Origin of the sequence: Psychrosphaera sp. B3R10 (genome assembly GCF_018861025.1) — a bacterium.
Classification (GTDB): Bacteria; Pseudomonadota; Gammaproteobacteria; order Enterobacterales; family Alteromonadaceae; genus Psychrosphaera; species Psychrosphaera algicola.
In genome coordinates this window covers 303160-326398 of record NZ_JAHKQH010000007.1, presented here as the reverse complement: position 1 = coordinate 326398, position 23239 = coordinate 303160, and the positions used below count along the sequence as shown (strand labels likewise).

Below are 23239 nucleotides of genomic sequence, written 5' to 3'. Positions count from 1 at the left end.
CTGCGGCTGAATTGCAACCTGTTAATTATACTAATGTTTTGTTCGGCTAATTAATGGTCGATTGGCGAAGCAATAAAAGCCAAGCCCAACCCTGGACTTAGCTGTTATTCTTTCTGGCGATTATCTGACAAGTACGGCAGTTGTATAGGCGGGTATTGTTACTGTTGTATCGGCAATGTGTGTTTGTTTGACAATATCGTCAAAGCCATTGCGTTGTACCGGATGTAACTTGTACTTATTTGCCTGAGGAATCGATATTTTTTGGCTCGTCGCGTTATTGTTAAAAATCACAACAATGGAGTCATAGTTAGGGTCTAGTTGACCTTTTGTTGTGTCACCCACATTTACGTCGTTTATTTTCATGACAATTAAACCAGCAACATGTTGTGGGCCAGTATTCATAAATTGCACATTTTGATTTATTTGCTCCGCTGTTCTCAATCGGAATAGCGCAGAACTGGTTCTGATCCTGATAAAGTCCGCAAATATGTTAGCACTACGTTCAATTTGAGCGGGGCTTACATCGTCATTGTTGCCGTTTTTATCTAAGATTTTCGAAATAATTGGCCAATTATCTTGGTCTTTTTCCGCAGGCGGTAATCCCACGTCGTAGTTGTTTGTTTGGTAACTAAAATCAACTTTATTAAACCAATCGCCGTAATCGTAGCTGTCGCGCAAAAAAGCTTTAGAGCGGAGCAATTCAGATCCCATATGTAAAAACGGTATACCTTGCGCTAACAGAGCGTATGACAACGACTGAGATTGAATCCTTACCCTATCATCACTTGTCATATTAAACGGCAGTCTATATTGATGATTGTCCCACAATGTTTGATTATCATGTTTTGAAACATAATTAATCGTATCAGCAGGGTCTGACGCATAACCCGCAGGATTACCGCCGTATAGAACGTTAGTGCCAGCAATAAGTTGCCCGTTAATGTCATTGAAGCTAAACGTCTTTAAATTCGCAGCTAGCCCTAAACGAACGATGTCCATCGAGTTATTATAATGAGCTTGTTGATTGTTTCCTCTTTGCATTTCGTTTGGTACAACATACAAGCCATTACCAATTCCCTGATCAAAGCGGAGTTTCTCTGCGTTCGTTTGAAAATTACCGCCACGTATTGCATCTCGCAGACGGTCGGTAAATGTGCCAATTTCCGTGCCACTGAGTTCTTGCTGACTTGCTTGAACAAATTGGGCGTTGTTGCCAACTTCACCAAAATTCCAGCCTTCACCATAAAAGTAAGTATCAGAGTCAACTTGTTGAACGGCTTTGCGGCTTTCCAACATCGCTGATTTTGGTTGGTGTCCCATCAAATCAAAACGGAAGCCGTCAATTTTGTAATCTCTTGCCCAAACCACCAATGAATCTTTCATTAGTTTAGCCATCATGGCATGTTCAGTTGCACTATTGTCACAACAGGTTGATTGTTCAATTTCACCTGTTTTGATATTGAGGCGATGGTAGTACCCCGGCACAACTTTATCTAGAACAGATTTTTCAGCTAATCCAGATGCAAATGTGTGATTGTATACAACGTCCATGATGACTCTAAAACCTTTAGAGTGAAGGCTTTGCACCATTTCTCTAAATTCAACAATTCGATTAATACCCTCAGGATCCACCGCGTAACTTCCCTCTGGTACAGTATAGTGGAATGGGTCATATCCCCAGTTGTAGTCGTCATTTCCACGAATTTTCTCAACGAGCGCTTGTGCGTCACCGGTTCTTGGATCGTAACTTTGTAACTTCTGACGCAGAGTCTCATTTGTCTCCAAGTTTAAACAAGCACTCAACTCAGGAAATTGCTGGCACACCTTAGTCATAGGGTCGTCTAGGCTAATAGCAATGCGAGGGTCTTCATTAATTGTTGATAAGTCATACGTGGGTAAGAGGTGAATGGTATTTAACCCGGCTTCTTTAAGCATGGCTAAATGTTTCATCCCAAAGCTATCGGTTTCTGAAAATGCCTTATATTTACCTTTAAACAAGTTGTTGCTTAGTGCGGTATCTGAGGCGCTAAAATCTTTAATATGGGTTTCATACAAAATAAGATCTTCAGGTGCTTCCACTGTTGGAATGGAGTGTGAATCCCAACCAAGGGGCTTAGTTGCAACAGAAGTTAAATCGACAATTTGGCTGTACTTACTATTTCGTGACAAACTTAAGCTGTAAGGGTCAGTTACGGTAACGGTTTCAAATTGGTCAGTGGCCGGATGAAATAAAGTCAGCTGATATTGGTAATACTGTGATATCAAAGAAGCGGGACCTTTTATTGCCCAAGTGCCTGTTTTGTTATCTTCGACCATCGCCAGTTTTGCAGGAGTTAGTGGCTGTTTGTTTTTATCAAAAAGCAATACATTAACAGACACAGCTGTTGGTGCCCAAAGCTTAAATTGAACCTCTTTAGGGAGTACTGATGCGCCAAAATCGTTTATCTCGTCGGCATCATCAAAAGACGCGGTATAAAGGTGGTCAATCGCGCCGTATTGCTGCAACTTGGTGGTTTGCTGCGAGCTGCCTTGTGGCGTATAGATGACTCGATTTTTACTTTTTAGAAGGCGTTTAACGTCAGGAAGTTCCTTTGATTCAAAAGCATTGAGGTGACTTAGATGCGGAAACTTTTCACTAAGTCGCGCAGGAAATTTGACAGCTCTGAAAATTGTCGTTACTTCCATGCCGTCAATTAACGTAGAATGTAATGTGACTTGTTTTACGTTAGTAGGAGAGTCTAAAGCAATGATATTTGCTTCGAGCCAATGGGCGTCATTGGCAAATTTGGCTGAATCAATAGAGCTTGAATTTGACTCTTTTTGTGTACAGCCAGAAATAGAATAGGTTGTTGTTATAACGGTTAAAACAACAATTACTTTGGTTAATAAATTAAACATGCGTTTGTTCCCTGTTAAAGGTGAGGCAGCGGCTTAATTAGTCGAACCAATGTTTATGTTGCTCCGACGTCAAAAAACTCCACGCGACAAATCGGCTTACTTTATTGCCTTGCGCCATGTCGACTGTTTTTACCTGGACTGCTTTTACCTGATTTAATGCTGTGTATATGGCAGGAAGGTTTTGTTTTTTTGAAATCAGCGATGTAAACCACAGTACTTGTGATCCAAATTGTTGACTTTCCCTTACCATATTTTGGACAAAACTAATCTCACCGCCTTCACACCATAGTTCATTACTGCGGCCGCCGAAGTTGAGCTTCAAATCTTTTGAACTAGTGTTTTTACCTTTGTTCAGATTTTGTATTTTTCGTTTTGAACCTTGTTCCGCTTCTTCTTGAGATGAATGAAAAGGCGGATTACACATGCTAAACGTAAACCTATCATTTTGTTTAATAATACCGTCTAAAACATGCAATGAATTCGTTTGCATACGTAATTTTAATGCTGATTTAAGCTTTGGGTTAAATTGTGATAATTGTTTTGCCCAATTGATAGAATCAGGGTCGATGTCAGTGCCTACAAACTGCCATTGGTATTCGTGGTTACCAATAATGGGATATACGAGATTCGCCCCAGTACCTATGTCTAAGCCTTTGATTTTGCGATTAACGATTTTTTTTATTTTGGTGGACGTTTGAATTAGGTCCGCCAAATAATGAATGTAATCTGCACGCCCTGGGATAGGCGGGCATAAAAATTGTTCTGGTAAATCCCAAGCGACTAAACCGTACATCGATAATAAAAGAGACTTATTAAGCTCTTTTACTGCGATATCGTCAGCAAAATTGATCGTAGCAATCCCTTTAGGGTTTGTCTTTAAATACGATGTTAAGGTTGGGTTTACCTTACACAGCTCAGTGAAATCGTAACCGACACCATTTTCAGATGTGTGTCGATTTCTAGGATGAAGCTTTGATTTTTGCAAGGTATCACTTAATTTTAGTTGGGTTAACTAATGATAGTTAAAGTTCAGAAAACTCTTTACTGTCTCTATTATAAACTTCGATTTTACCTGACTTTATGTCATATACCCAACCATGTAGTTGTAATTCGTTACTGTATAACTTAGTAAAGACCGCAGGGTGGGTAGATAAGTGACGCAGTTGCAAGACAACGTTTTGTTTAGTGACTTCGTCTAAATGGTGATCCCCTAAACAATCATTATGTTGATGTTCAACTGCTTCTTTAGCCGCTCGGCAATGATCTAACCAAATTTTTACATGGGGTAAATTTTTAACGGTTTCGGGCTGCATCGCAGCTGTCATTGCTCCACAATTACTGTGACCACAGATCACAATATGTTTTACACCTAATACTGACACTGCATATTCAATTGAAGCGGTCATTCCACCCGTTTCATTTGAATGTGGCGGTACTATGTTACCTGCGTTTCGGCAGATAAACAGTTCTCCGGGGTTACTTTGAGTAATTAAGTTAGGATCAATCCTTGAGTCCGAACAGGTAATAAACAATACGTCTGGGTTTTGGTAATCAGCAAGTTTCTCAAAACGCGCTTTATGCATTGGGTATACTTCTTGTTGGAATCGTTTGAGCCCATCAATAAACTTCGGCATTTATTTAGTTCCTATTTTCAGTCTCTATTCACAGGTTATTTTTGTTGTGATTCTGCGAGCGCTAAGGATATAGGGAAATCGATGGCTAATAAACAAAGTTTGGAAATTTGTTAAAGTGGTCTTAGCTGTTGATTTGAATTCTTTGATTTTATTCACTTAATTAAAGAAGAGGTAAATGGTAACTGTGCTGCAAATAAGGGGTATAAAAACTGATATTAATCAGTATGTATTATTAAAAATGGATGGATTATGACAGTCATTAAAAACGGGCGAACAAACCGCGATCTGTTCACCCAATTTGCTTTTTAGTCGACAACCTTTGCTAAATTTTTAGCGAGAGATTCAGGCAATTGGCTTTTTACCTGTTTCAAAGTTGTTTGTAACTCAGTAACTGTATTAGCCACAACATTGATGTGACCCATTTTACGTTTTGCACGAACTGATTTGTCGTACCAATGTAAGTGGGTGTTTTCGATGGCCTGTAGCGTTTTACTTGGTTTTGCTTCACCAACATAATTGACCATAGCCACCTGTTTGTCGGTTGTTGTGCCTGTCACAGTTAAACCTGCAACCGCTCGAATGTGGTTTTCAAACTGGCTTACCTGGCAACCTTGTTGTGTCCAGTGACCTGAATTATGCACTCTTGGGGCAATTTCATTTACCAATAATGTATCACCAACTTGGAATAACTCGATGGCTAGCACGCCAACATAATTTAATTCATTGGCGATGCTTTGATGAATTTGTTGAGCTTTGTTTTGCAATTCGTCACTGTTATTTGGCGCAGGCGCTAATGACAAAACAAGTTGACCATCACCGTGATGATTCTCGGTCAAAGGATAATAGTGATGTTTACCTTTGATGTCGGTAATACCTAGTAATGAGATTTCTCTTTCAAATTCAATGCATTGCTCTGCGATAAGTGGCATGTGGCCAAAATCAAAAGTGCTCAGCTCGTTGCTTATCGATGCAAAATCACGTTCTGAAAATATACGCCATTGACCATATCCATCATAACCGTCACGGCTCGTTTTTAAGATGACTTTTGGACCTAATGTTTTATAGGCTTCAGTTAAATCATCTACCGAGTGGATAATACGGTGTGTGCAGTTTGGTATCGAAAGTGAGCTTAATAGTTGCTTCTCGACAATTCTATCAGCACCGGCAGCAATAGAATTTGCCCCTGGACGCAATTTTCCGGTTGCCTGCGCAGTCGCCAACAATTCTTTAGGTAGGTGTTCAAATTCTGACGTGATTGCAATGCAGTGAGCAAAAGCCGTTTCAACATCAACTGCTAATACAGTTTTGTCGACAGGATTAACACAACATAACCTGTCTGCGTCTACAGCAATAATATTAATGCCTAGCTGACTTGCGGCTAAATACATCATGCGAGCAAGTTGCCCGTGACCTAATACGACAACGAGGTCGTTACCATTATTTAAATAATCTGCATTGCCTGAAAATTTATGGGTCATTGTTGTGTCGCTTTAATTTAAAAGGATCTAATTATAGGTGGAGACGCGAGCCACCACCTGATAGGTAAACTCGAATTAAAAGTCGAGTTTGTGGTTTTCTAATACATCTTTAGTTTGCGCAATGCGGAACGCTTTTACTTTTTCCGTAACTGCCGGGTCATTTAAACCAATGATTTGCGCTGCTAATAAACCCGCGTTCCCGGCACCGGCTTCACCAATAGCTAACGTGCCTACTGCAACACCTTTTGGCATTTGCACGATTGAATAGAGTGAGTCGACACCACTTAATTTACTCGACTTAACCGGGACACCTAACACTGGGATGTGTGTGAACGCGGCAATCATGCCAGGTAAATGAGCAGCCCCACCCGCACCAGCTATAATGACTTGGTAACCTTTTTCTTCGGCAGTTTCTGCAAATTCTTGTAATAAGTGCGGAGTACGGTGTGCAGACACTACTTGGGCATGGTATTCAATGCCAAATTGGTCAAGCATTTCTGCTGCATGTTTCATCGTTGGTCCATCTGATTGTGAACCCATAACAATTGCTACTCGTTTCATTTCATCCGCCGTATTTACGTAAATGGAATAAATGCTTAGTCAGCATTTATTAACATTATTTGCTTCGATTATTTTCATTAGAGGTAGGTTAGTAATACCGCTAATAACTAAAGCCGCGCATTCTACCAAAATCAAAGAATAGGATCATCTTTGATTTTCGTAAATAGTCGATTGTTTGTTCTATTCTAATAAAACTGTACCTAATCAATCGTGAAATTTATTGTCAACAGGTTATACTGTCTAAAAATACAGTGATGAAGTGGTTGGTATGCAGGCGCAATTAAAACAATATTTTGGATTTGACTCTTTTCGAAAAGGGCAGGAAGAAACTGTTAAATCGGTACTTAGTGGCCGCTCTGCAGCTGCTATATTTCCTACTGGATCCGGTAAGTCACTTTGTTATCAATTACCGGCACTAATGTTACCTAATTTAACCTTAGTGGTTTCACCGCTGGTGGCATTAATGAAGGATCAATTGTCATTCTTACAATCTAAACATATCCCCGCCGCCGCATTAGACTCAAGTTTAACTTTTAATGAAACTAAGGCAATTTGGGCCGACCTGCGTGCTGGAAAAACAAAAGTATTAATGGTGGCGGTAGAGCGTTTTAAAAATGAACGTTTTAGGCAATCCATTAAAAACATTCCTATTTCGTTACTTGTAATAGACGAAGCTCATTGTATTTCGGAATGGGGTCATAATTTTAGGCCTGACTATTTGAAGTTACCATCTTACCAAGCTGAGTTTGGCATTACTCAAACGTTACTGCTCACCGCAACGGCCACTCCCGTTGTAATAGAAGACATGGCAAATAAATTTAATATCGCACCACAGGACATACAAACAACGGGTTTTTATCGGCCAAATTTGCATCTTAATATTAAAGCCATGCCCGAAGCGCAAAAGTACGATTTTATTGTTGATTATTTATCTAAATCCGCACGATTTAAGCCAATAGCGAATCAATATCGTGAGGCTGACGCCAATAATTCAGCCGCCAATAACGTAATGGGTGCACAGGGCTCTCATGCGTGTCCGACAATTATTTATGTTACTTTGCAGAAAAACGCGGAAGATTTAGCAACTAAATTAAAACACGATGGCTTTAACGCTGTTGCATATCATGCCGGTTTAGCCAGTGACTTACGAAGCACTATTCAAAATGCATTTATGGACGATAAAGTCGATATTATCGTCGCGACCATTGCATTTGGAATGGGGGTGGATAAATCGAATATTCGAAATGTTATCCATTTTGATTTACCTAAATCAATTGAAAACTATTCTCAGGAAATTGGTCGTGCCGGGCGCGACGGTAACGTCTCTGATTGTTTAACTATAGTAAACAAAGAACGTTTGAATGTATTAGAAAATTTTGTATATGGCGATACACCTGAACTGCAGGATATTCACTTTGTGCTGCAAGACATACAAAGCCAATCTAACACGGAACCGTTAAACGAGTGGCATGTGCAGCTTTATCGATTGTCCCAGGAGTGTAATATTCGTCAATTGAGTTTAAAGACGCTTATGGTTTACCTTGAAATGCGCGGCATTATTAAGCCGAAGTACAGTTATTTTGCGGAGTATCGTTTTAAATTGCTGGTGGCAATGGATGTCATTGAAGCTGCGTTTAATGGCGAACGTCTTGAATTTGTACGCGCTATTTTTGACGCGTCAGACAAGAAAAAAATCTGGTGGCAACTTAACTTTGATAATATTTTTGAACAATACAATCACAATGGTAACGGAGCCCAACGAGGCCGAGTGATAACGGCATTGGAGTATTTTTCAGATAAAGGTTGGGTTGAGCTCGAAGCAAAACAAATGACAGAAGTGTTCGATGTTTCTGATAACACGTTTTTTGTCGCCAAAGTCGCAAAAGAACTCACCGATACCTTTGTACAAAAGCAGGATGTCGAAGTGGCTCGGATCCACAACATGTTGAAGTTATTTGAACGTCCACAATGTTTGAGTAATCAATTGTCGTTATATTTTGGTGATAAAGCAGCGCCAAGTCATTGTGGTCATTGCAGTGTATGTCATGGAAACATTGTGCATTATCCTCAATGTTCAACCCCGGATTTACCTTCTAGTGAAACATTAAAAGAATTGAGTAAACCATTTTTAACAAGCTACCAGGCAGATCAATTTAAGTTACCGTCGGCGGAACTTCTGACTAAATTTTTGTGTGGCATTAGCGTGCCTTTATTCACTCGGCTTAAAGCTAGAAAAATAGACAACTTTGCACGGTTGGAAAATAATTCGTTTTCGGAAATATTGTCGATTTCAAGACTCATTTTGTCTGACTAAAGCGGTGTTAGTAACCAAATAGCGTTATGGTAATTACCGACGTGTTGTTTGATAAGATTAGATGTGTGTTTTAGGTGTGAGATTTAACAGTTGGTTTAGCGTTGTTGATTAGAAAAGGGTCAGTTCTGAATCATCTAATGGGAATTTTGTAGACTCTGCATATTTAGACAAAGGAAATGCCGATTTAGTGAGGGGATGATTCTGCATAAATTGCAAAAATCTTCCGCTATCGATCATGGCTTTTAATCCCGATTGAACTTGTTGCGCTAATTCTGGATTTGAACTTTTTACGTAGAAATACATTTTTTGATCATAATGAAATAAAACTTTGGTACTAAATGTAAGGTTTGGGTACATTTCTTTTACTTTTAACAACTCGCCTTCACCTTCGAAGATGCTGAGCGGTAAAAAGTCGCAACGCCCTAAACTGACCATCTTCATCATAGAATCAAAGTTAATAACGTGGATCACGTTTATCCCAACGGCTTCTAGTTTGTTGGCATCCGGCCAGTGGTGACCTTGGCATGCAATGTATTTTTTTAATTGGACGATATGTTTTGTTTGGTTGAAGGCATTAAGGAAGTCTTTTTTTATAATAGAGCCTCGGATCCCTAATCCACCTAAAAACAACGGAACTGGAATTTTAAGCAACATTTTATCACGTTCAATGCTTTGACCTGTCCACAAAATGTCGTACAAGTCGGTATCTCGCAGCAGCTGCAACGCCCTTGCTTCACCTTGGTGGTCGATGATTTTTAATGTGTCACTGTGTCCTGATTCGGCAAGTGCCAATTTCAATAGGCTGATAAAATAATCATGACTTGCGTCATGACTCGATTGTGGACCAACCGTCTTAATTTCAGCTAGCGAACTTGTCGGTAGCCAAAGTAGATTGATGATAGTAAAAAATACTGCAATTTTTTTGTTCACCATAATCTTAACAATTTGCGGTAGGTAAATTTAATATTAATGCAGATTTCAAAAAAAACCTATTGTTAAAATAACAAACAAAACTTCGTGTTGTCATCCTTCTAAATCTGGATGAACCAACTGTTTGTATCCAATACTAAATAATTTGAAATATTTGTTCTTGAGATAGAAATACGTACTTAGCTAAAAGTTGAGTTGGGGTTAAGGAAAACACGTTGTATCATTGCAACTAATCGTCACGTTATTATTCATCAAGCTGTATACGTTTGATTTTTTGAGAGAAGTGAAATGCGGAATTCCTTATTGGATTTATTGATCGACCAGCTGCAGTGTTTACCTGGCGTTGGTAATAAAACGGCCCAAAGAATGGCTTATCATCTTTTACAACGTAAAAGACAGGCCGGTGCCGATTTAGCCCAAACGTTAGCGAAAGCAATGGTTGATATTGGTCAATGTCAGTCATGTCGCGATTATACTGAGCATGATATATGCGAGCTCTGTAATAATCCCAAACGACTAGAAGCAGAATCAATTTGTGTTGTTGAAACAGCGGCGAATTTGTTAGCCGTTGAGCAAAGTGGTCAATATTCTGGACGTTATTTTGTATTACATGGCTGTTTATCGCCAATTGATGGGGTTGGGCCGTCCGAGTTGGGGCTATTTGAATTACAAAAACAACTTGAGACACATGGATATAAAGAAGTGATTTTGGCATTGAACCCGAGTGTTGAGGGAGAAGCAACCGCACATTTTATTGTGGATATTTGTCGTGGTCTTAATTTGCCGATAAGCCGTATCGCTCATGGGATACCGGTTGGCGGTGAACTTGAAATGGTCGACAACACAACCATTAGTCATGCTTTGATGGGACGTCAATTACTTTAATTACCGTATAGAATATCAACATTAACCAGCCTTTGATTTAAATTTAGGTTGGTTAAAGTTTTCCAATACCCTTGAATTATCTCCTTTTGTACCTATTTACACTCCAGTTAATTTTATTTGTACAAGCAAACAGGAGACTTGACTATGTCGGAAGCGGCCACTCAAGGTAAACAAACCCACGGTTTTCAAACCGAAGTAAAACAACTATTACAACTGATGATCCACTCTTTATATTCAAATAAAGAGATCTTCTTACGTGAACTTATTTCAAACGCGGCGGATGCATCTGACAAACTTCGTTTTGCAGCACTTTCAAATAACGCGTTGTATGAAAATGACGGTGAATTGAAAATTCGCGTATCTTTTGATGAAGAAAAGAACACGGTAACGATAGAAGATAACGGCATCGGTATGAATGCTGACGATGCGACAGAGCATTTAGGTACGATTGCTAAATCTGGCACCGCAGACTTCTTCAAAAACCTGACTGGTGACCAAGCGAAAGATTCACAATTGATTGGTCAATTTGGTGTTGGTTTTTACTCTGCATTTATCGTAGCCAAAAAAGTTGTTGTACGTTCTCGTAAAGCTGGTGACGATGTATCTCAAGGGGTTGAATGGACAAGTGAAGGCGAAGGCGATTATACAATTGAACAAATTGAAAAATCGACTCGCGGTACTGAAATTACGCTTTTCCTAAGCGACGAAGAAAAAGAATTTGCTAGCGACTTTAAACTTCGTTCTATCATTAAAAAATACTCTGATCATATCGCAACACCGGTTGAGATGTGGAAAGAAGGTACGCCTGAATCTGAAGGTGAAGATGGCGAAAAAATTGAAGCGGTTGAGGGTGAATGGGAAGTTATCAACAAAGCGGATGCGCTTTGGACTCGCGATAAATCAGAGCTTGAAGACGCTGAGTATCAAGAGTTTTACAAACATATCAGTCATGACTTTGAAGACCCGCTAACGTGGGCTCATAATAAAGTTGAAGGTAAGAGCGAATATACTTCATTACTTTATATTCCTAAAAAAGCCCCATTCGATTTGTGGAATCGTGATAAACAACGTGGTCTTAAATTATACGTTCAACGTGTATTTATCATGGATGATGCTGAGCAGTTTATGCCAACGTACTTACGTTTTGTAAAGGGTCTAGTTGACTCAAATGATTTGCCATTAAACGTATCGCGCGAAATTTTACAAGACAACAAAGTTACCCAGACGTTACGTAAGGGTTGTACTACTCGCGTTTTGAAAATGTTAGATCGCATGGGTAAAAATGATAAAGAAAATTATCAAATGTTTTGGGATGAATTTGGTCAGGTTCTGAAAGAAGGTCCGGCTGAGGATATGGGGAACAAAGAAGCAATCGCCAAATTATTGCGTTTTGCATCTACTCATAATGAAGATGGGACTCAAAGTGTTTCTTTCCCAGAATACCTTGAGCGTGCAAAAGAAGGCCAAGACAAGATTTATTACTTAGTTGCGGACACATACGAAGCAGCTGCGAATAACCCAGCACTTGAAATATTCCGTAAGAAAGGCATTGAAGTTGTACTTATGTATGACCGCATTGACGAGTGGTTGATGTCTCACTTAACTGAATTTGATGGTAAACAGCTTGTTTCAGTCACTCGCGGTGATCTTGATTTAGGTGACTTAGAAGACGAAGAAGCGAAAAAAGCGCAGGAAGATGCAGATAAAGAATTTGCGACTTCAATTGAGCGTTTCCAAGGCGTTATCAGCGACCGAGTTAAAGAAGTTAAGGTTTCACATCGCTTAACAGATTCACCGGCGTGTATCGTTACAGGGAACTCAGATATGAGCCCTCAAATGATTGATTTGATGAAACAAATGGGACAGCCTGTGCCAGACGTTAAACCAGTATTTGAAGTGAATATGGAGCACGAATTAGTGAAACATATTGACCAAGTGCAGGATGAAGCGCAGTTTAAGCAGTGGGTTGAAGTGTTATTAGACCAAGCAACACTTGCAGAGCGCGGCACTATTAGTGACCCAAGTACTTTTGTAAAACGCATGAATAGCCTAATGTTGTCATTAACTAAATAATGCCAATATTAAATTAGGGAAGGGAGCTTAGGCTCCCTTTTTTATTACAACTTTGGTAATTAAAGCAACAACACGTTAAGGCATTTTAGAGCAAAACCTATTTCGAATGACGCATTTCTATTAGATTTTTGACTGGTTGAAATTTTGGTAATAAACCTATTTATTTTTCATATTTAAACGTAAACAAGATCTATGTTTTTCACGATTATTACCAAACTGTTAAATCCTAAAACTATTTTTAATATAAATTGAGTCACTGTGCTTTTGTGTGAAAAAGTTAGACGGATAGCGTCAATTTAAATTGCCATACAGAGACAGGGAACCGTGAATATTACTAACGCCTAGCGTCAAATTTATTTACTCATGCTTTATAGCTCAAGGTTTAAAGACCGTTCGAAAAAATATAATCAATGGCTTAATATTCATTCGACTTTGGTCTAAACCCATAGGGGGGTGGGTTGTTATCGGTTTTGGAATATGACAATATGCGCGCAATATAAAAGTTTCTTAATTTTATCTGAGGTTATATTCCATGCGGATTATTCTGTTAGGCGCACCGGGCGCTGGTAAGGGGACACAAGCACAATTCTTAATGAATAAATATGGTATCCCGCAAATTTCTACGGGTGACATGTTGCGTGCTGCAATAAAAGAAGGCACTGAGTTGGGGCTTGAAGCTAAAAAAGTAATGGATGCGGGACAGCTAGTGTCTGACGATCTTATTATTGGATTAGTTAAAGAGCGCATTTCAAAAGCCGATTGTGAAAATGGTTTTTTGTTAGATGGTTTCCCTCGTACTATTCCGCAAGCCGATGCAATGAAAGAAAACGGCGTAGCTGTTGATTATTGTCTTGAGTTTGATGTACCAGATGAGGTTATCGTTAACCGTATGAGTGGTCGTCGAGTTCATCCTGGTTCTGGCCGTGTATACCACTTGGTATATAACCCGCCAAAAGTCGAAGGTAAAGATAACGAAACTGGTGATGATTTAGTCATCCGCCCTGACGATGAAGTTGAAACCGTACGTAAGCGCTTAGGTGTTTATCATGAGCAAACTCAACCGTTAGTAGCGTATTACAAAGCAGAAGCAGACGCTGGAAACACTAAGTTTGCGACAATCGACGGGACACAAGACGTTGATGCGGTAAGCGCTGAGTTAGCTAACATCCTTGGTTAATAACACTGTTGTTTAATATGAAAAGCCTGCATTTTATGCGGGCTTTTTTGATGGTAAATATTTAATAATGTAGCTTTGCAGGAATTGTATATGGACGTTAAATCGATATTAATTAATGTATTGGTGAATCTAAAATCTGTTGTTTCTAAGATACCTGCCCCCTTGTTTGAACAATCACTTGCCCCTGACATGGCGCCTTTAGGTGCACAAGTTCAAATTGCAGCTAATTTTACTTTACGTGGTATGTTGCCTTTAGTCGGTAAACCGGTTGCCGATTTAGCTCTAAACGGAATAGGAAAACAAATGTGCCTGGAAAAAATTGACCATTGCATGTTGGCCTTGTCCGTTGAGGAGTTACCGCTAGGTTGGGAGTTACAGAGTGATATTTCAGAAAAAGCAGGTTTTTCCGAAATTTCATTACCGCCATTAGATTTTGTTCTCAAATATATCCTACCAAATTGTTACTTCCATTCGAGTATGGCTTATGCAATTGCCCGCAGTCATGGTGTTGCTTTGAGTAAAGGTGATTTTGACGGACTACATAGCTACCCAGTTGGCTTTAGTTTTTATTAACTATTTCAACTGGAGCGATTCAGTGACAAATTTAGTGGTTAGCTAAATTGTTTCTTGTCGTAGTAGAGAGGCGATATAGAGATTAATCAGATATGATAAGAAAGTTGGAATGTATTTGTTTATAGATTCCAACAATAACGTTATTCGTTTATCTTAGATCATCAATTTTTAAATAACTAATTTGGACATTTTATGCAGTTGGAGCTTATTCAATTTACATCGTTTTACGCGGGATTACTGGCATTTGTGTACGTAGTGCTGTCATTTCGGATCATTTTAATGCGACGTAAATACCAAGTGGGTATTGGTCATGGCAAGCAAAATGAACTTCATCGTGCTATTCGAGTACACGGCAACTTTGCGGAATATGTGCCATTAGCACTGTTATTAATGTTGCTACTTGAATTAAATCAAACTGAAAGTTGGCTAATGCACTTATTGGGATTAAGTTTGCTAATTGGTCGCTTGTTTCATGCGCTGGGGTTAGGTAAAAGTGCAGGGACTTCGGTTCCACGTTTTGTCGGCGGGATCCTGACATATACTATGATGTTAGTAGCGGCTGGCTTAAACATAGCGATGGTTTATTGAATTGTAATTGATTGCATTGTTGTAAAAACGCGGACAGGTTACAGTGATAAATCATTTTTCTGAAAAGGGTTTATCACCTATCGTGACGGATTAACGGCGCTTTTAAACATTGATTGGCTGAATTACAGACACAAAAAATCCGGAGTGGCGAACCATTCCGGATTTTTAAAATTCACAAAATTGCGAAAATTAAAAGTCTTTATTTAAAGAGCTTTAATTTGAGCATTAAAGCGGCTCTTATGGCGAGCAGCTTTGTTTTTGTGAATAAGACCTTTAGTTGCATAACGATCTAAAACTGGAACCAAAGCTGTGAATGCTTCAACTGCAGTTTCTTTCTGACCAGCTTCAATAGCTGCAACAACTCTTTTCATGTACGTACGCATCATAGAACGACGACTCGCATTGTGTTGGCGAGACTTCTCAGAAGTTATAACACGTTTTTTAGCAGACTTAATGTTAGCCAAGACTGACTCCTAAAAATATAAATTCGATTTAACCGGTTTTTAAGGCCGCGAATTTTGCCTGTTTCTATCCCTGTTGTCAAACCCTTTTGAGTTTATTTAAACAATTCTGTCCTACAGGAAAACTATGTATAATTCACGGCGCTGTGCGATTGTAATGATTTAAATAAGAACAACAAGGATTAAGCGTTTGGCATTATTAAAATCTGGCCTCATTGTTTCATTAATGACGCTCATTTCTAGGGTATTAGGTTTAGTTCGTGATGTTGTGATTGCAACATTAGTAGGTGCAGGTGTTAATGCTGACGTTTACTTGTTTGCCAACCGGATCCCGAATTTCTTACGCCGTTTATTTGCCGAAGGGGCCTTTGCCCAGGCATTTGTCCCCGTTTTAACAGAAGTAAAAGAACAACATGGCGATGACGAAGTTCGCGTATTAGTTGCTAAAGTCGCAGGTACCTTAGGTGTCATTGTTACTTTTATTACCCTATTCGCGGTTATCGCCTCACCGATAATCGTAATGGTATTCGGTACGGGTTGGTTTATTGACTCGTTAAATGGTGACGGTGAAAAGTTTGAAATGGCGTCGCTATTATTAAAAATCACCTTTCCTTACCTGTTTTTTATTACGTTTGTTGCACTTTCTGGCGCGGTACTTAACACCTATAATCGGTTTGCCGTAGCCGCATTTACGCCGGTCTTTTTGAACATTGCAATTATTGTTTGCGCCATATTACTAAAGGATCACGTGTCTGATCCCGCGTTTGCATTGGCAATAGGTGTCTTTTTTGGCGGATTGACACAGTTTCTATTTCAGTTGCCATTTATGTACCGTTCTGGGTTGTTAGTGAAGCCGCAGTGGGGGTGGAATGATCCCTACGTTAAACGCATCAGATTGTTAATGTTGCCGGCGATATTAGGCGTATCAGTTCATCAGTTAAATGCTTTGGTTGATACAGTAATTGCGTCCTTTTTAATCACCGGTTCAATAAGTTGGCTGTATTATGCCGACCGGTTAATTGAGTTCCCTCTTGGGTTATTTGGAATTGGGATCGCAACTGTCATTTTGCCAAGTCTATCTAGGCTGCACACAACAGGTGATCCTCAACAATTTCAGGCGACGATGGATTGGGCATTGCGCTTTGTTTTGCTTATGGCGTTTCCTGCCATGGCGGGGTTAATGGTTTTAGGCCCACTAATTATCGATGTTTTATATGTCCATGGTGAGTTTAAAGTGTTTGACGCCCAACAAGTCTATTGGGCCGTATTAGCTTATGGTTCGGGGTTACTGAGTTATATGTCAGTAAAAGTATTAGCCCCTGGGTACTTTGCCAGACAAGACACTAAAACGCCGGTTAGAATTGGTATCATTTCAATGATTGCCAACATAGTTTTTAACTTTATGTTGGCACCATTTTATGGCTATGTGGGCCTAGCGATTGCAACCGCAATGTCAGCAACGTTAAATGCTGTATTGTTATATCGTGGATTAGCTGCACAGGGCGTGTATACCATTAGCCGATATACTTTGGTTTGGGTGGTTAAATTGATTGTTGCGACCATTGTCATGTCGGTTGTTTTATATCTCCTCTACCAAATGTGGTGGCACCCTGATATGCATTTTATGACGAGCATTGGTGTCATGATGTTACTCGTTTTATGTGCTATGTTTGGTTACTTTTTAGTCTTGTTTTTGCTGGGCTTACGGATCAGACATCTAAAAAGTGACAGTCTAATTTCTTAACATCAATGGCACATTTTTGAATTATCAAAATAAAATTAGATATATTAAAAAACAATTGCCTCATTTACGTTGTCTACGCTAGTAATTACCCGTTGAATACCGTTATAATTCGTCGGTTTTTTAACTTATGAAGTGTGGGTGATGGAGTTAGTTCGGGGCTTAATTAATTTGTCAGAACATCATAAAAATTGCGTCTTAACGATTGGCAATTTTGACGGTGTCCATATCGGCCATCAATACGTCATCGACAAACTGAAAAAAGTAGCTAAGCAACACAATGTGCCGTCGGCTGTCATGATTTTTGAACCTCAGCCACAAGAAGTGTTTTTGCAGGATAAAGCCGCGGCTCGTGTACTGACGTTTAGAGAAAAATATAAAAAGCTAAAGTCTCTAGGAATCGATAGGTTGATTTGCATCCGCTTTTGCTCGACTTTTGCAGATATGACTGCTGAGCAATTTGTCGCTAACTTGTTAGTTGATAAACTGGGTGTTAAACACGTTATTGTTGGGGATGACTTCAGGTTTGGTCAAAAAAGAACAGGCGACTTTACGTTATTGAAGTCTATGGCTTCAGAACTCGGTTTTTCGGTTGATGATAGCCAAACCTTTAAATTTAGTAATAAACGTGCCAGCAGTACAGAAGTGCGTAATAGGTTGTTAGCAAGTGACTTTTCCGGCGCGTCTGAATTGTTAGGGGCGGCATTTGGGTTTCAAGGACGAGTGATTCACGGCCAGAAGAATGGTCGTAAGTTTGGTTTTCCCACTGCAAATATTGCAGTTAAACGAGCTGTACTTCCTATCCGTGGCGTGTTTGGTGTTAAAGCGTTGCTCGGAAACAAAGAGATTTTAGGTGTTGCCAATATTGGCAATAAACCAACGTTAAATGGAATTAAACCATTATTAGAAGTTCACTTATTTGACTTCGATGAACAAATATACGGACAGAGGTTACAAATTACCCCTGTTTTTAAAATTCGAGACGAAAAAAAGTTCGACTCGTTAGATGAATTAATCGCGCAAATATCGTTGGACGTTTCAACAGCCAAGCGCAAATTTTTAATAGATTAGACCCTTAAAGGTCTAATAAGCAGTAAATAATACGGAACCGATCATGAGTGACTATAAGCATACGCTTAATCTGCCTGAAACCGCATTTCCAATGCGTGGAAATTTAGCCCAACGTGAACCTCAAATGTTGAAGCTTTGGCAAGAAAAAGAGCTATATAAAAAGATCCGCGAAGCGAAAAAAGGCAAAAAGAGTTTTATTTTGCATGACGGCCCTCCGTACGCAAACGGCGATATTCACTTAGGTCACTCAGTAAATAAAATCTTAAAAGACATTATTGTTAAGTCTAAAACAATGTCTGATTTAAATTCGCCTTATGTTCCTGGTTGGGATTGCCACGGATTACCAATTGAATTAATGGTTGAAAAGAAAGTTGGTAAGCCAGGTAAAAAAGTCACAGCTGCAGAATTCCGTGAAAAATGCCGTGCTTATGCGCAACGTCAAATCGATGGGCAAATGGAAGGATTTAAACGCTTAGGTGTTTTAGGTGATTGGAATAATCCTTATAAAACGATGGATTTCAGTTCGGAAGCTAATATTATCCGAGCATTAAGTAAAATCATCGATAATGGTCATTTGCAAAAAGGTTCAAAACCTGTGCATTGGTGTACCGATTGTGGTTCTGCATTAGCAGAAGCTGAAGTTGAGTACAAAGATAAAGCGTCACCGGCGATCGATGTTAAATTTAATGCAGTCGACACCGACGCTGTTGTTGCAATGTTTGAACACCCAGATCATCTTCAGGGTGAAGGTGACGTGTCATTTGTAATCTGGACCACAACACCTTGGACATTACCAGCAAACAGAGCTATTGCACTTGCTGCTGACGTAGAATATGTTCTTGTACAAGTTGAAGACGATGAACAAAACAAATTTAGATTGGTTGTTGCCGCTTCACTGCTTACCGATGTCATGGACCGTTGGGGCTTCACTAAATATCATGCTCTTGGTTTTGCTAAAGGTGACTCTTTAGAGAATGTTCAGGTGCAACATCCGTTCTATGATTTTCATGTTCCAGTAGTATTAGGTGATCACGTTACAACTGACGCTGGTACGGGATGTGTGCATACCGCGCCTGGCCATGGTCAAGAAGATTTCACCGTGGGTTTACAATATGGACTTGAAGTTGCAAATCCAGTAGGACCGAATGGTGTTTATGTTGAAGGTACTGAATTTTTTGCAGGACAGCATGTGTTTAAGGCGAATGCCTCCGTTGTCGCAAAATTAGAAGAAACCAATACGTTATTAAAACATGTGTCATTTGAACACAGTTACCCACATTGTTGGCGTCACAAAACGCCAATTATTTTCCGCGCTACGCCGCAATGGTTTATCAGCATGGATCAAGCTGGACTGCGCGGTAAGTCAATCGAACAAATTAAACAAGTTCAGTGGTTACCAGAATGGGGTCAAGGCCGCATTGAAGGGATGGTTGAAGGCCGTCCAGACTGGTGTATCTCACGCCAAAGAACCTGGGGTGTGCCAATTCCATTATTTATCCATAATGAAACCGATGCACTTCATCCAGATAGCCCAGCGTTGATGGAAAAAGTCGCACAGGCAGTCGAAAAAGACGGCATTCAAGCATGGTGGGATCTCGACCAAGCTGAATTGTTAGGTGCAGAATCAGATCAATACCGTAAAGTACAAGATACTTTGGATGTCTGGTTTGACTCAGGTGTTACCCATCACTTTGTGGTTGATGCCCGTGAGGAATTTGAACAAGCTGCTGACTTATATTTAGAAGGTTCTGACCAACATCGTGGTTGGTTTATGTCGTCATTAATGACGTCTGTTGCGATGAATGATGTTGCACCTTATAAACAAGTATTGACCCATGGATTTACTGTCGATAAAAATGGTCACAAGATGTCTAAATCATTAGGCAATGTGGTTTCACCAAAAGATGTAACGGGTAAATACGGTGCGGACATTCTACGTTTGTGGGTAGCCTCGGCGGACTATACAGGTGAAATGACGGTATCAGACGAAATATTTAAGCGCGCCGCAGATACGTATCGCCGTGTAAGAAATACCTCTCGATTTTTACTTGCAAACTTAAATGGTTTTGACCCGAAACAAGATATTGTTGACGTGAATGAAATGGTTGCGTTGGATCGTTGGATCGTAAGTAAAGCGGCACGTTTGCAGCAAGAGATTATACAGGCTTACGATAAATATCAGTTCCATGTTGTTATGCAAAAGCTGATGAATTTCTGCTCAGTAGATTTAGGCAGTTTTTATCTTGATGTTATTAAAGACCGTCAATACACCGCTAAAGCGGATTCAACAGCTCGTCGTTCATGTCAAACCGCGCTGTATCTTATTGCCGAAGCGATGACTCGCTGGATGGCTCCTGTATTGTCGTTTACCGCTCAGGAAATCTGGGATACTTTACCAGGAGAGCGCGACGAGTTTGTCTTTACTGACGTATGGTACGATGGCATCGAACAATACTCAGCCCAAGGTGAGTTAGGTGATAAATATTGGTCAACCGTATTATCGGTTAAAGAACAAGTAAACCGTGCGCTTGAGATTGCGAAAAAAGATAAATTGTTGGGCGCATCGCTAGAGGCTGAGTTAACTTTGTATGTATCAGATGAATTATTAAATACATTACAAACACTTGAAGATGAATTGCGATTTGTCTTAATCACCTCTGTAGTGAACTTAGCACCATTAACTGACAAACCAGATACGGCATTTGAGTCAGAAATCAGCGGCTTATTTATTGGCATTAAAGCGAGCACGGAACAAAAGTGTGAGCGTTGTTGGCATCATTCAGTTACCGTTGGTATTCATCCGGAACACGCCGATTTATGTGGCCGTTGCGTTGAGAACGTGACCGGTGCGGGTGAGTTTAGGAAATTTGCTTAATGAAGTTATTAAACAAGTTTCCCGGATTACTGTTTTTGCTGTTAAGCCTTGTTGTGGTGCTTTTTGATCAAGGCACCAAAATTTGGATTATTAATAACTTAGCACTTTATCAAGATATTAATGTTCTGCCGGTTTTTGACATCACGTATGTCAGAAATCACGGTGCAGCGTTTAGCTTTTTAAGCGACGCGGGTGGTTGGCAGCGTTGGTTTTTCACTATTATAGCGATTGTTATTAGTGTTTTATTGACATTTTGGATGGCAAAAACACCTATAAAACAAAAATTGTTATTGACTGCTTATGCCCTTATTTTAGGTGGGGCTATAGGCAATGTGGCAGATCGAATGATGTATGGTTATGTCGTCGATTTTCTCCATTTTTATTATGACAGTTGGCACTTTCCTGCATTTAATATTGCAGATGTTGCAATTAGTTGCGGTGCAGCGTTGTTAATTCTTGAAGCCTTTATTGACTTTAATCAGTCAAAAAAAGACGACAACAGCAAAAAAATACCAAATTAGGAAGTGTAAAAATGAAAATTGAAACTGGTCATGAAGTTGTTTTCCATTTTTCAATCAAACTGTCAGATGACTCGGTTGCCGATAGTACTAAAGTAAATAACAAACCCGCTAAGTTAACAATTGGTGATGGTAACCTAACACCAGGTTTTGAAGCTTGTTTAATTGGTTTGGAAAAAGGTGACGAAAAGTCTTTTACTTTACAACCTGAAGAAGCATTTGGTGAGCCTAATCCAGACAATATTTACTATTTGGATCGAGATAAATTTGGTTCAGATATTCCTGCTGAAGTCGGAACTATTGTTGCTTTTACGCAACCAGATGGGGCCGAGTTGCCAGGCATGATACGAGAAGTCGTAGGTCAGTCAGTTACAGTTGATTTTAATCACCCATTAGCAGGTCAGGTATTAACGTTTGATGTCGAAATATTAGACGTATTACCAACTACAACAAAATAGAGGCGAGAAATGGAAATATTATTAGCAAATCCTAGAGGCTTTTGTGCCGGTGTTGACCGTGCAATATCCATTGTAGAGCGTGCTCTTGAAATATTTCAGCCACCAATTTATGTTCGTCATGAAGTTGTACACAATAAATTTGTTGTTAATGGCCTGCGAGAGCGAGGCGCGTTATTTGTTGATGAACTACACGAAGTACCCGACGAGTCGATTGTTATTTTCTCTGCGCATGGTGTTTCTCAAGCCGTTAGAAATGAAGCAAAACAACGTGGACTTAAAGTATTTGATGCAACTTGCCCATTGGTAACTAAAGTTCATATGGAAGTCACACGAGCGTCAAGAAAAGGTACTGAGTGTATTTTAATTGGTCATGAAGGACATCCGGAAGTTGAGGGGACAATGGGGCAATATAGCAGCGATGAAGGCGGGATTTATTTAGTAGAATCACCTTCTGACGTTGCTAATTTAAATGTTAAAAATCCAGATGAGTTGTATTATTGTTCTCAAACAACGTTGTCGGTTGATGATACGGCTGATGTTATAGATGCTTTGAGAGAAAAATTTCCGAAGATAAAAGGCCCTCGTAAAGACGACATTTGTTACGCCACACAGAACAGGCAAGATGCGGTTCGTGAATTGGCACAAAAGGTAGATTTACTTTTAGTGGTTGGTGCGAAAAATAGCTCTAATTCAAATCGGTTAAGAGAATTAGCTGAGAAAGTTGGTACGCGAGCTTATCTAATCGATGATGCGTCTAATATTAATGAGACGTGGATTGATGAATGTTTAAGTATTGGTGTTACAGCTGGGGCATCGGCCCCGGAAGTGTTAGTAAAAGGTGTTATAGACAGGTTGAAGGCGTTAGGTGCAAATCACGTCTTAGAAAATCCTGGTAAAAAAGAAAATATCGTTTTTGCCGTCCCTGCTGAATTGCAATAAAAAGAGTGATAGGCTAAAAACTACGCAAACAGTTAGAAAGGAACTAAACTTACTTATTGGCTTAC

The 23239-nt window shown here is 39.6% G+C and carries 19 protein-coding genes; 12 read left to right on the top strand and 7 right to left on the bottom strand.

Going from position 1 to position 23239, the window contains the following annotated elements:
- Positions 1-120: 120 nt before the first annotated feature.
- From pulA to purE, 5 genes are all read right to left on the bottom strand, one after another.
- A complete protein-coding gene (gene pulA / locus KO525_RS02780) occupies positions 121-2898 on the bottom strand; it encodes a pullulanase-type alpha-1,6-glucosidase (RefSeq protein WP_215962253.1) in 2778 nt (925 codons plus the stop codon).
- Positions 2899-2935: 37 nt separating this feature from the next.
- Positions 2936-3883 (bottom strand): 23S rRNA (adenine(1618)-N(6))-methyltransferase RlmF, encoded by a 948-nt coding sequence (gene rlmF, locus KO525_RS02775; RefSeq protein ID WP_215962252.1) that lies wholly within the window; start codon positions 3881-3883, stop codon positions 2936-2938.
- A 37-nt stretch (positions 3884-3920) separates the two neighbouring features.
- Positions 3921-4532 carry a carbonic anhydrase gene (locus KO525_RS02770; protein WP_215962251.1) on the bottom strand — a complete coding sequence of 204 codons (612 nt, stop codon included), beginning with the start codon at positions 4530-4532 and terminating at the stop codon, positions 3921-3923.
- A gap of 305 nt (positions 4533-4837) precedes the next feature.
- Positions 4838-6010: a 5-(carboxyamino)imidazole ribonucleotide synthase gene (locus KO525_RS02765; RefSeq protein WP_215962250.1), complete on the bottom strand. Its 1173-nt coding sequence runs from the start codon at positions 6008-6010 to the stop codon at positions 4838-4840.
- A 75-nt stretch (positions 6011-6085) separates the two neighbouring features.
- Positions 6086-6571: a 5-(carboxyamino)imidazole ribonucleotide mutase gene (gene purE, locus KO525_RS02760; protein ID WP_215962249.1), complete on the bottom strand. Its 486-nt coding sequence runs from the start codon at positions 6569-6571 to the stop codon at positions 6086-6088.
- A gap of 268 nt (positions 6572-6839) precedes the next feature.
- On the opposite strand from purE, the gene KO525_RS02755 reads away from it, so the two are divergent.
- Positions 6840-8885, top strand: coding sequence for an ATP-dependent DNA helicase RecQ (locus KO525_RS02755; protein ID WP_215962248.1), 2046 nt, complete (start codon positions 6840-6842; stop codon positions 8883-8885).
- 108 nt (positions 8886-8993) lie between these two features.
- On the opposite strand, the gene KO525_RS02750 is transcribed toward KO525_RS02755, so the two are convergent.
- Positions 8994-9818, bottom strand: a complete 825-nt coding sequence (locus KO525_RS02750; RefSeq protein WP_215962247.1) for a hypothetical protein — start codon at positions 9816-9818, stop codon at positions 8994-8996.
- Between the two features lie 285 nt (positions 9819-10103).
- On the opposite strand from KO525_RS02750, the gene recR reads away from it, so the two are divergent.
- The 5 genes from recR to KO525_RS02725 all read left to right on the top strand — a co-directional run bounded on the left by recR (position 10104) and on the right by KO525_RS02725 (position 15111).
- The gene (gene recR / locus KO525_RS02745; RefSeq protein ID WP_215962246.1) at positions 10104-10700 is read left to right on the top strand and encodes a recombination mediator RecR; all 597 of its coding nucleotides are present in this window, start codon (positions 10104-10106) and stop codon (positions 10698-10700) included.
- A gap of 144 nt (positions 10701-10844) precedes the next feature.
- Positions 10845-12773: a molecular chaperone HtpG gene (gene htpG / locus KO525_RS02740; protein ID WP_215962245.1), complete on the top strand. Its 1929-nt coding sequence runs from the start codon at positions 10845-10847 to the stop codon at positions 12771-12773.
- Between the two features lie 532 nt (positions 12774-13305).
- Positions 13306-13950: an adenylate kinase gene (adk, locus tag KO525_RS02735; RefSeq protein WP_215962244.1), complete on the top strand. Its 645-nt coding sequence runs from the start codon at positions 13306-13308 to the stop codon at positions 13948-13950.
- Positions 13951-14040: 90 nt separating this feature from the next.
- Complete coding sequence (locus KO525_RS02730; protein ID WP_215962243.1) at positions 14041-14523, top strand: DUF1993 family protein; 483 nt, start codon at positions 14041-14043, stop codon at positions 14521-14523.
- Positions 14524-14715: 192 nt separating this feature from the next.
- Positions 14716-15111 (top strand): MAPEG family protein, encoded by a 396-nt coding sequence (locus tag KO525_RS02725; RefSeq protein WP_215962242.1) that lies wholly within the window; start codon positions 14716-14718, stop codon positions 15109-15111.
- 203 nt (positions 15112-15314) lie between these two features.
- Here KO525_RS02725 and rpsT read toward each other — a convergent pair whose 3' ends face one another.
- Positions 15315-15575: a 30S ribosomal protein S20 gene (gene rpsT / locus KO525_RS02720; protein WP_215962241.1), complete on the bottom strand. Its 261-nt coding sequence runs from the start codon at positions 15573-15575 to the stop codon at positions 15315-15317.
- 187 nt (positions 15576-15762) lie between these two features.
- On the opposite strand from rpsT, the gene murJ reads away from it, so the two are divergent.
- From murJ to ispH, 6 genes are all read left to right on the top strand, one after another.
- The gene (murJ, locus tag KO525_RS02715) at positions 15763-17316 is read left to right on the top strand and encodes a murein biosynthesis integral membrane protein MurJ (RefSeq protein WP_256448279.1); all 1554 of its coding nucleotides are present in this window, start codon (positions 15763-15765) and stop codon (positions 17314-17316) included.
- A 141-nt stretch (positions 17317-17457) separates the two neighbouring features.
- Positions 17458-18384: a bifunctional riboflavin kinase/FAD synthetase gene (ribF, locus tag KO525_RS02710; protein WP_215962240.1), complete on the top strand. Its 927-nt coding sequence runs from the start codon at positions 17458-17460 to the stop codon at positions 18382-18384.
- Positions 18385-18427: 43 nt separating this feature from the next.
- Positions 18428-21259: an isoleucine--tRNA ligase gene (gene ileS / locus KO525_RS02705; protein ID WP_215962239.1), complete on the top strand. Its 2832-nt coding sequence runs from the start codon at positions 18428-18430 to the stop codon at positions 21257-21259.
- Positions 21259-21780 carry a signal peptidase II gene (gene lspA / locus KO525_RS02700; protein ID WP_215962238.1) on the top strand — a complete coding sequence of 174 codons (522 nt, stop codon included), beginning with the start codon at positions 21259-21261 and terminating at the stop codon, positions 21778-21780. Before ileS ends, lspA begins: the two co-directional genes overlap by 1 nt.
- Positions 21781-21791: 11 nt before the next feature.
- The gene (gene fkpB / locus KO525_RS02695) at positions 21792-22235 is read left to right on the top strand and encodes an FKBP-type peptidyl-prolyl cis-trans isomerase (protein ID WP_215962237.1); all 444 of its coding nucleotides are present in this window, start codon (positions 21792-21794) and stop codon (positions 22233-22235) included.
- A gap of 9 nt (positions 22236-22244) precedes the next feature.
- Positions 22245-23174 carry a 4-hydroxy-3-methylbut-2-enyl diphosphate reductase gene (ispH, locus tag KO525_RS02690; RefSeq protein ID WP_215962236.1) on the top strand — a complete coding sequence of 310 codons (930 nt, stop codon included), beginning with the start codon at positions 22245-22247 and terminating at the stop codon, positions 23172-23174.
- Positions 23175-23239 lie beyond the last annotated feature (65 nt).

Bases quoted from the DNA above. Each gene is read 5' to 3' on its own strand.
- KO525_RS02730 (WP_215962243.1), top strand. From the start codon at position 14,041: ATGGACGTTAAATCGATATTAATTAATGTATTGGTGAATCTAAAATCT.
- KO525_RS02750 (WP_215962247.1), bottom strand. From the start codon at position 9,818: ATGGTGAACAAAAAAATTGCAGTATTTTTTACTATCATCAATCTACTT.
- KO525_RS02765 (WP_215962250.1), bottom strand. From the start codon at position 6,010: ATGACCCATAAATTTTCAGGCAATGCAGATTATTTAAATAATGGTAAC.
- ileS (WP_215962239.1), top strand. From the start codon at position 18,428: ATGAGTGACTATAAGCATACGCTTAATCTGCCTGAAACCGCATTTCCA.
- lspA (WP_215962238.1), top strand. From the start codon at position 21,259: ATGAAGTTATTAAACAAGTTTCCCGGATTACTGTTTTTGCTGTTAAGC.
- ribF (WP_215962240.1), top strand. From the start codon at position 17,458: ATGGAGTTAGTTCGGGGCTTAATTAATTTGTCAGAACATCATAAAAAT.
- purE (WP_215962249.1), bottom strand. From the start codon at position 6,571: ATGAAACGAGTAGCAATTGTTATGGGTTCACAATCAGATGGACCAACG.
- pulA (WP_215962253.1), bottom strand. From the start codon at position 2,898: ATGTTTAATTTATTAACCAAAGTAATTGTTGTTTTAACCGTTATAACA.
- adk (WP_215962244.1), top strand. From the start codon at position 13,306: ATGCGGATTATTCTGTTAGGCGCACCGGGCGCTGGTAAGGGGACACAA.
- KO525_RS02770 (WP_215962251.1), bottom strand. From the start codon at position 4,532: ATGCCGAAGTTTATTGATGGGCTCAAACGATTCCAACAAGAAGTATAC.
- KO525_RS02755 (WP_215962248.1), top strand. From the start codon at position 6,840: ATGCAGGCGCAATTAAAACAATATTTTGGATTTGACTCTTTTCGAAAA.
- ispH (WP_215962236.1), top strand. From the start codon at position 22,245: ATGGAAATATTATTAGCAAATCCTAGAGGCTTTTGTGCCGGTGTTGAC.
- fkpB (WP_215962237.1), top strand. From the start codon at position 21,792: ATGAAAATTGAAACTGGTCATGAAGTTGTTTTCCATTTTTCAATCAAA.
- htpG (WP_215962245.1), top strand. From the start codon at position 10,845: ATGTCGGAAGCGGCCACTCAAGGTAAACAAACCCACGGTTTTCAAACC.
- KO525_RS02725 (WP_215962242.1), top strand. From the start codon at position 14,716: ATGCAGTTGGAGCTTATTCAATTTACATCGTTTTACGCGGGATTACTG.
- recR (WP_215962246.1), top strand. From the start codon at position 10,104: ATGCGGAATTCCTTATTGGATTTATTGATCGACCAGCTGCAGTGTTTA.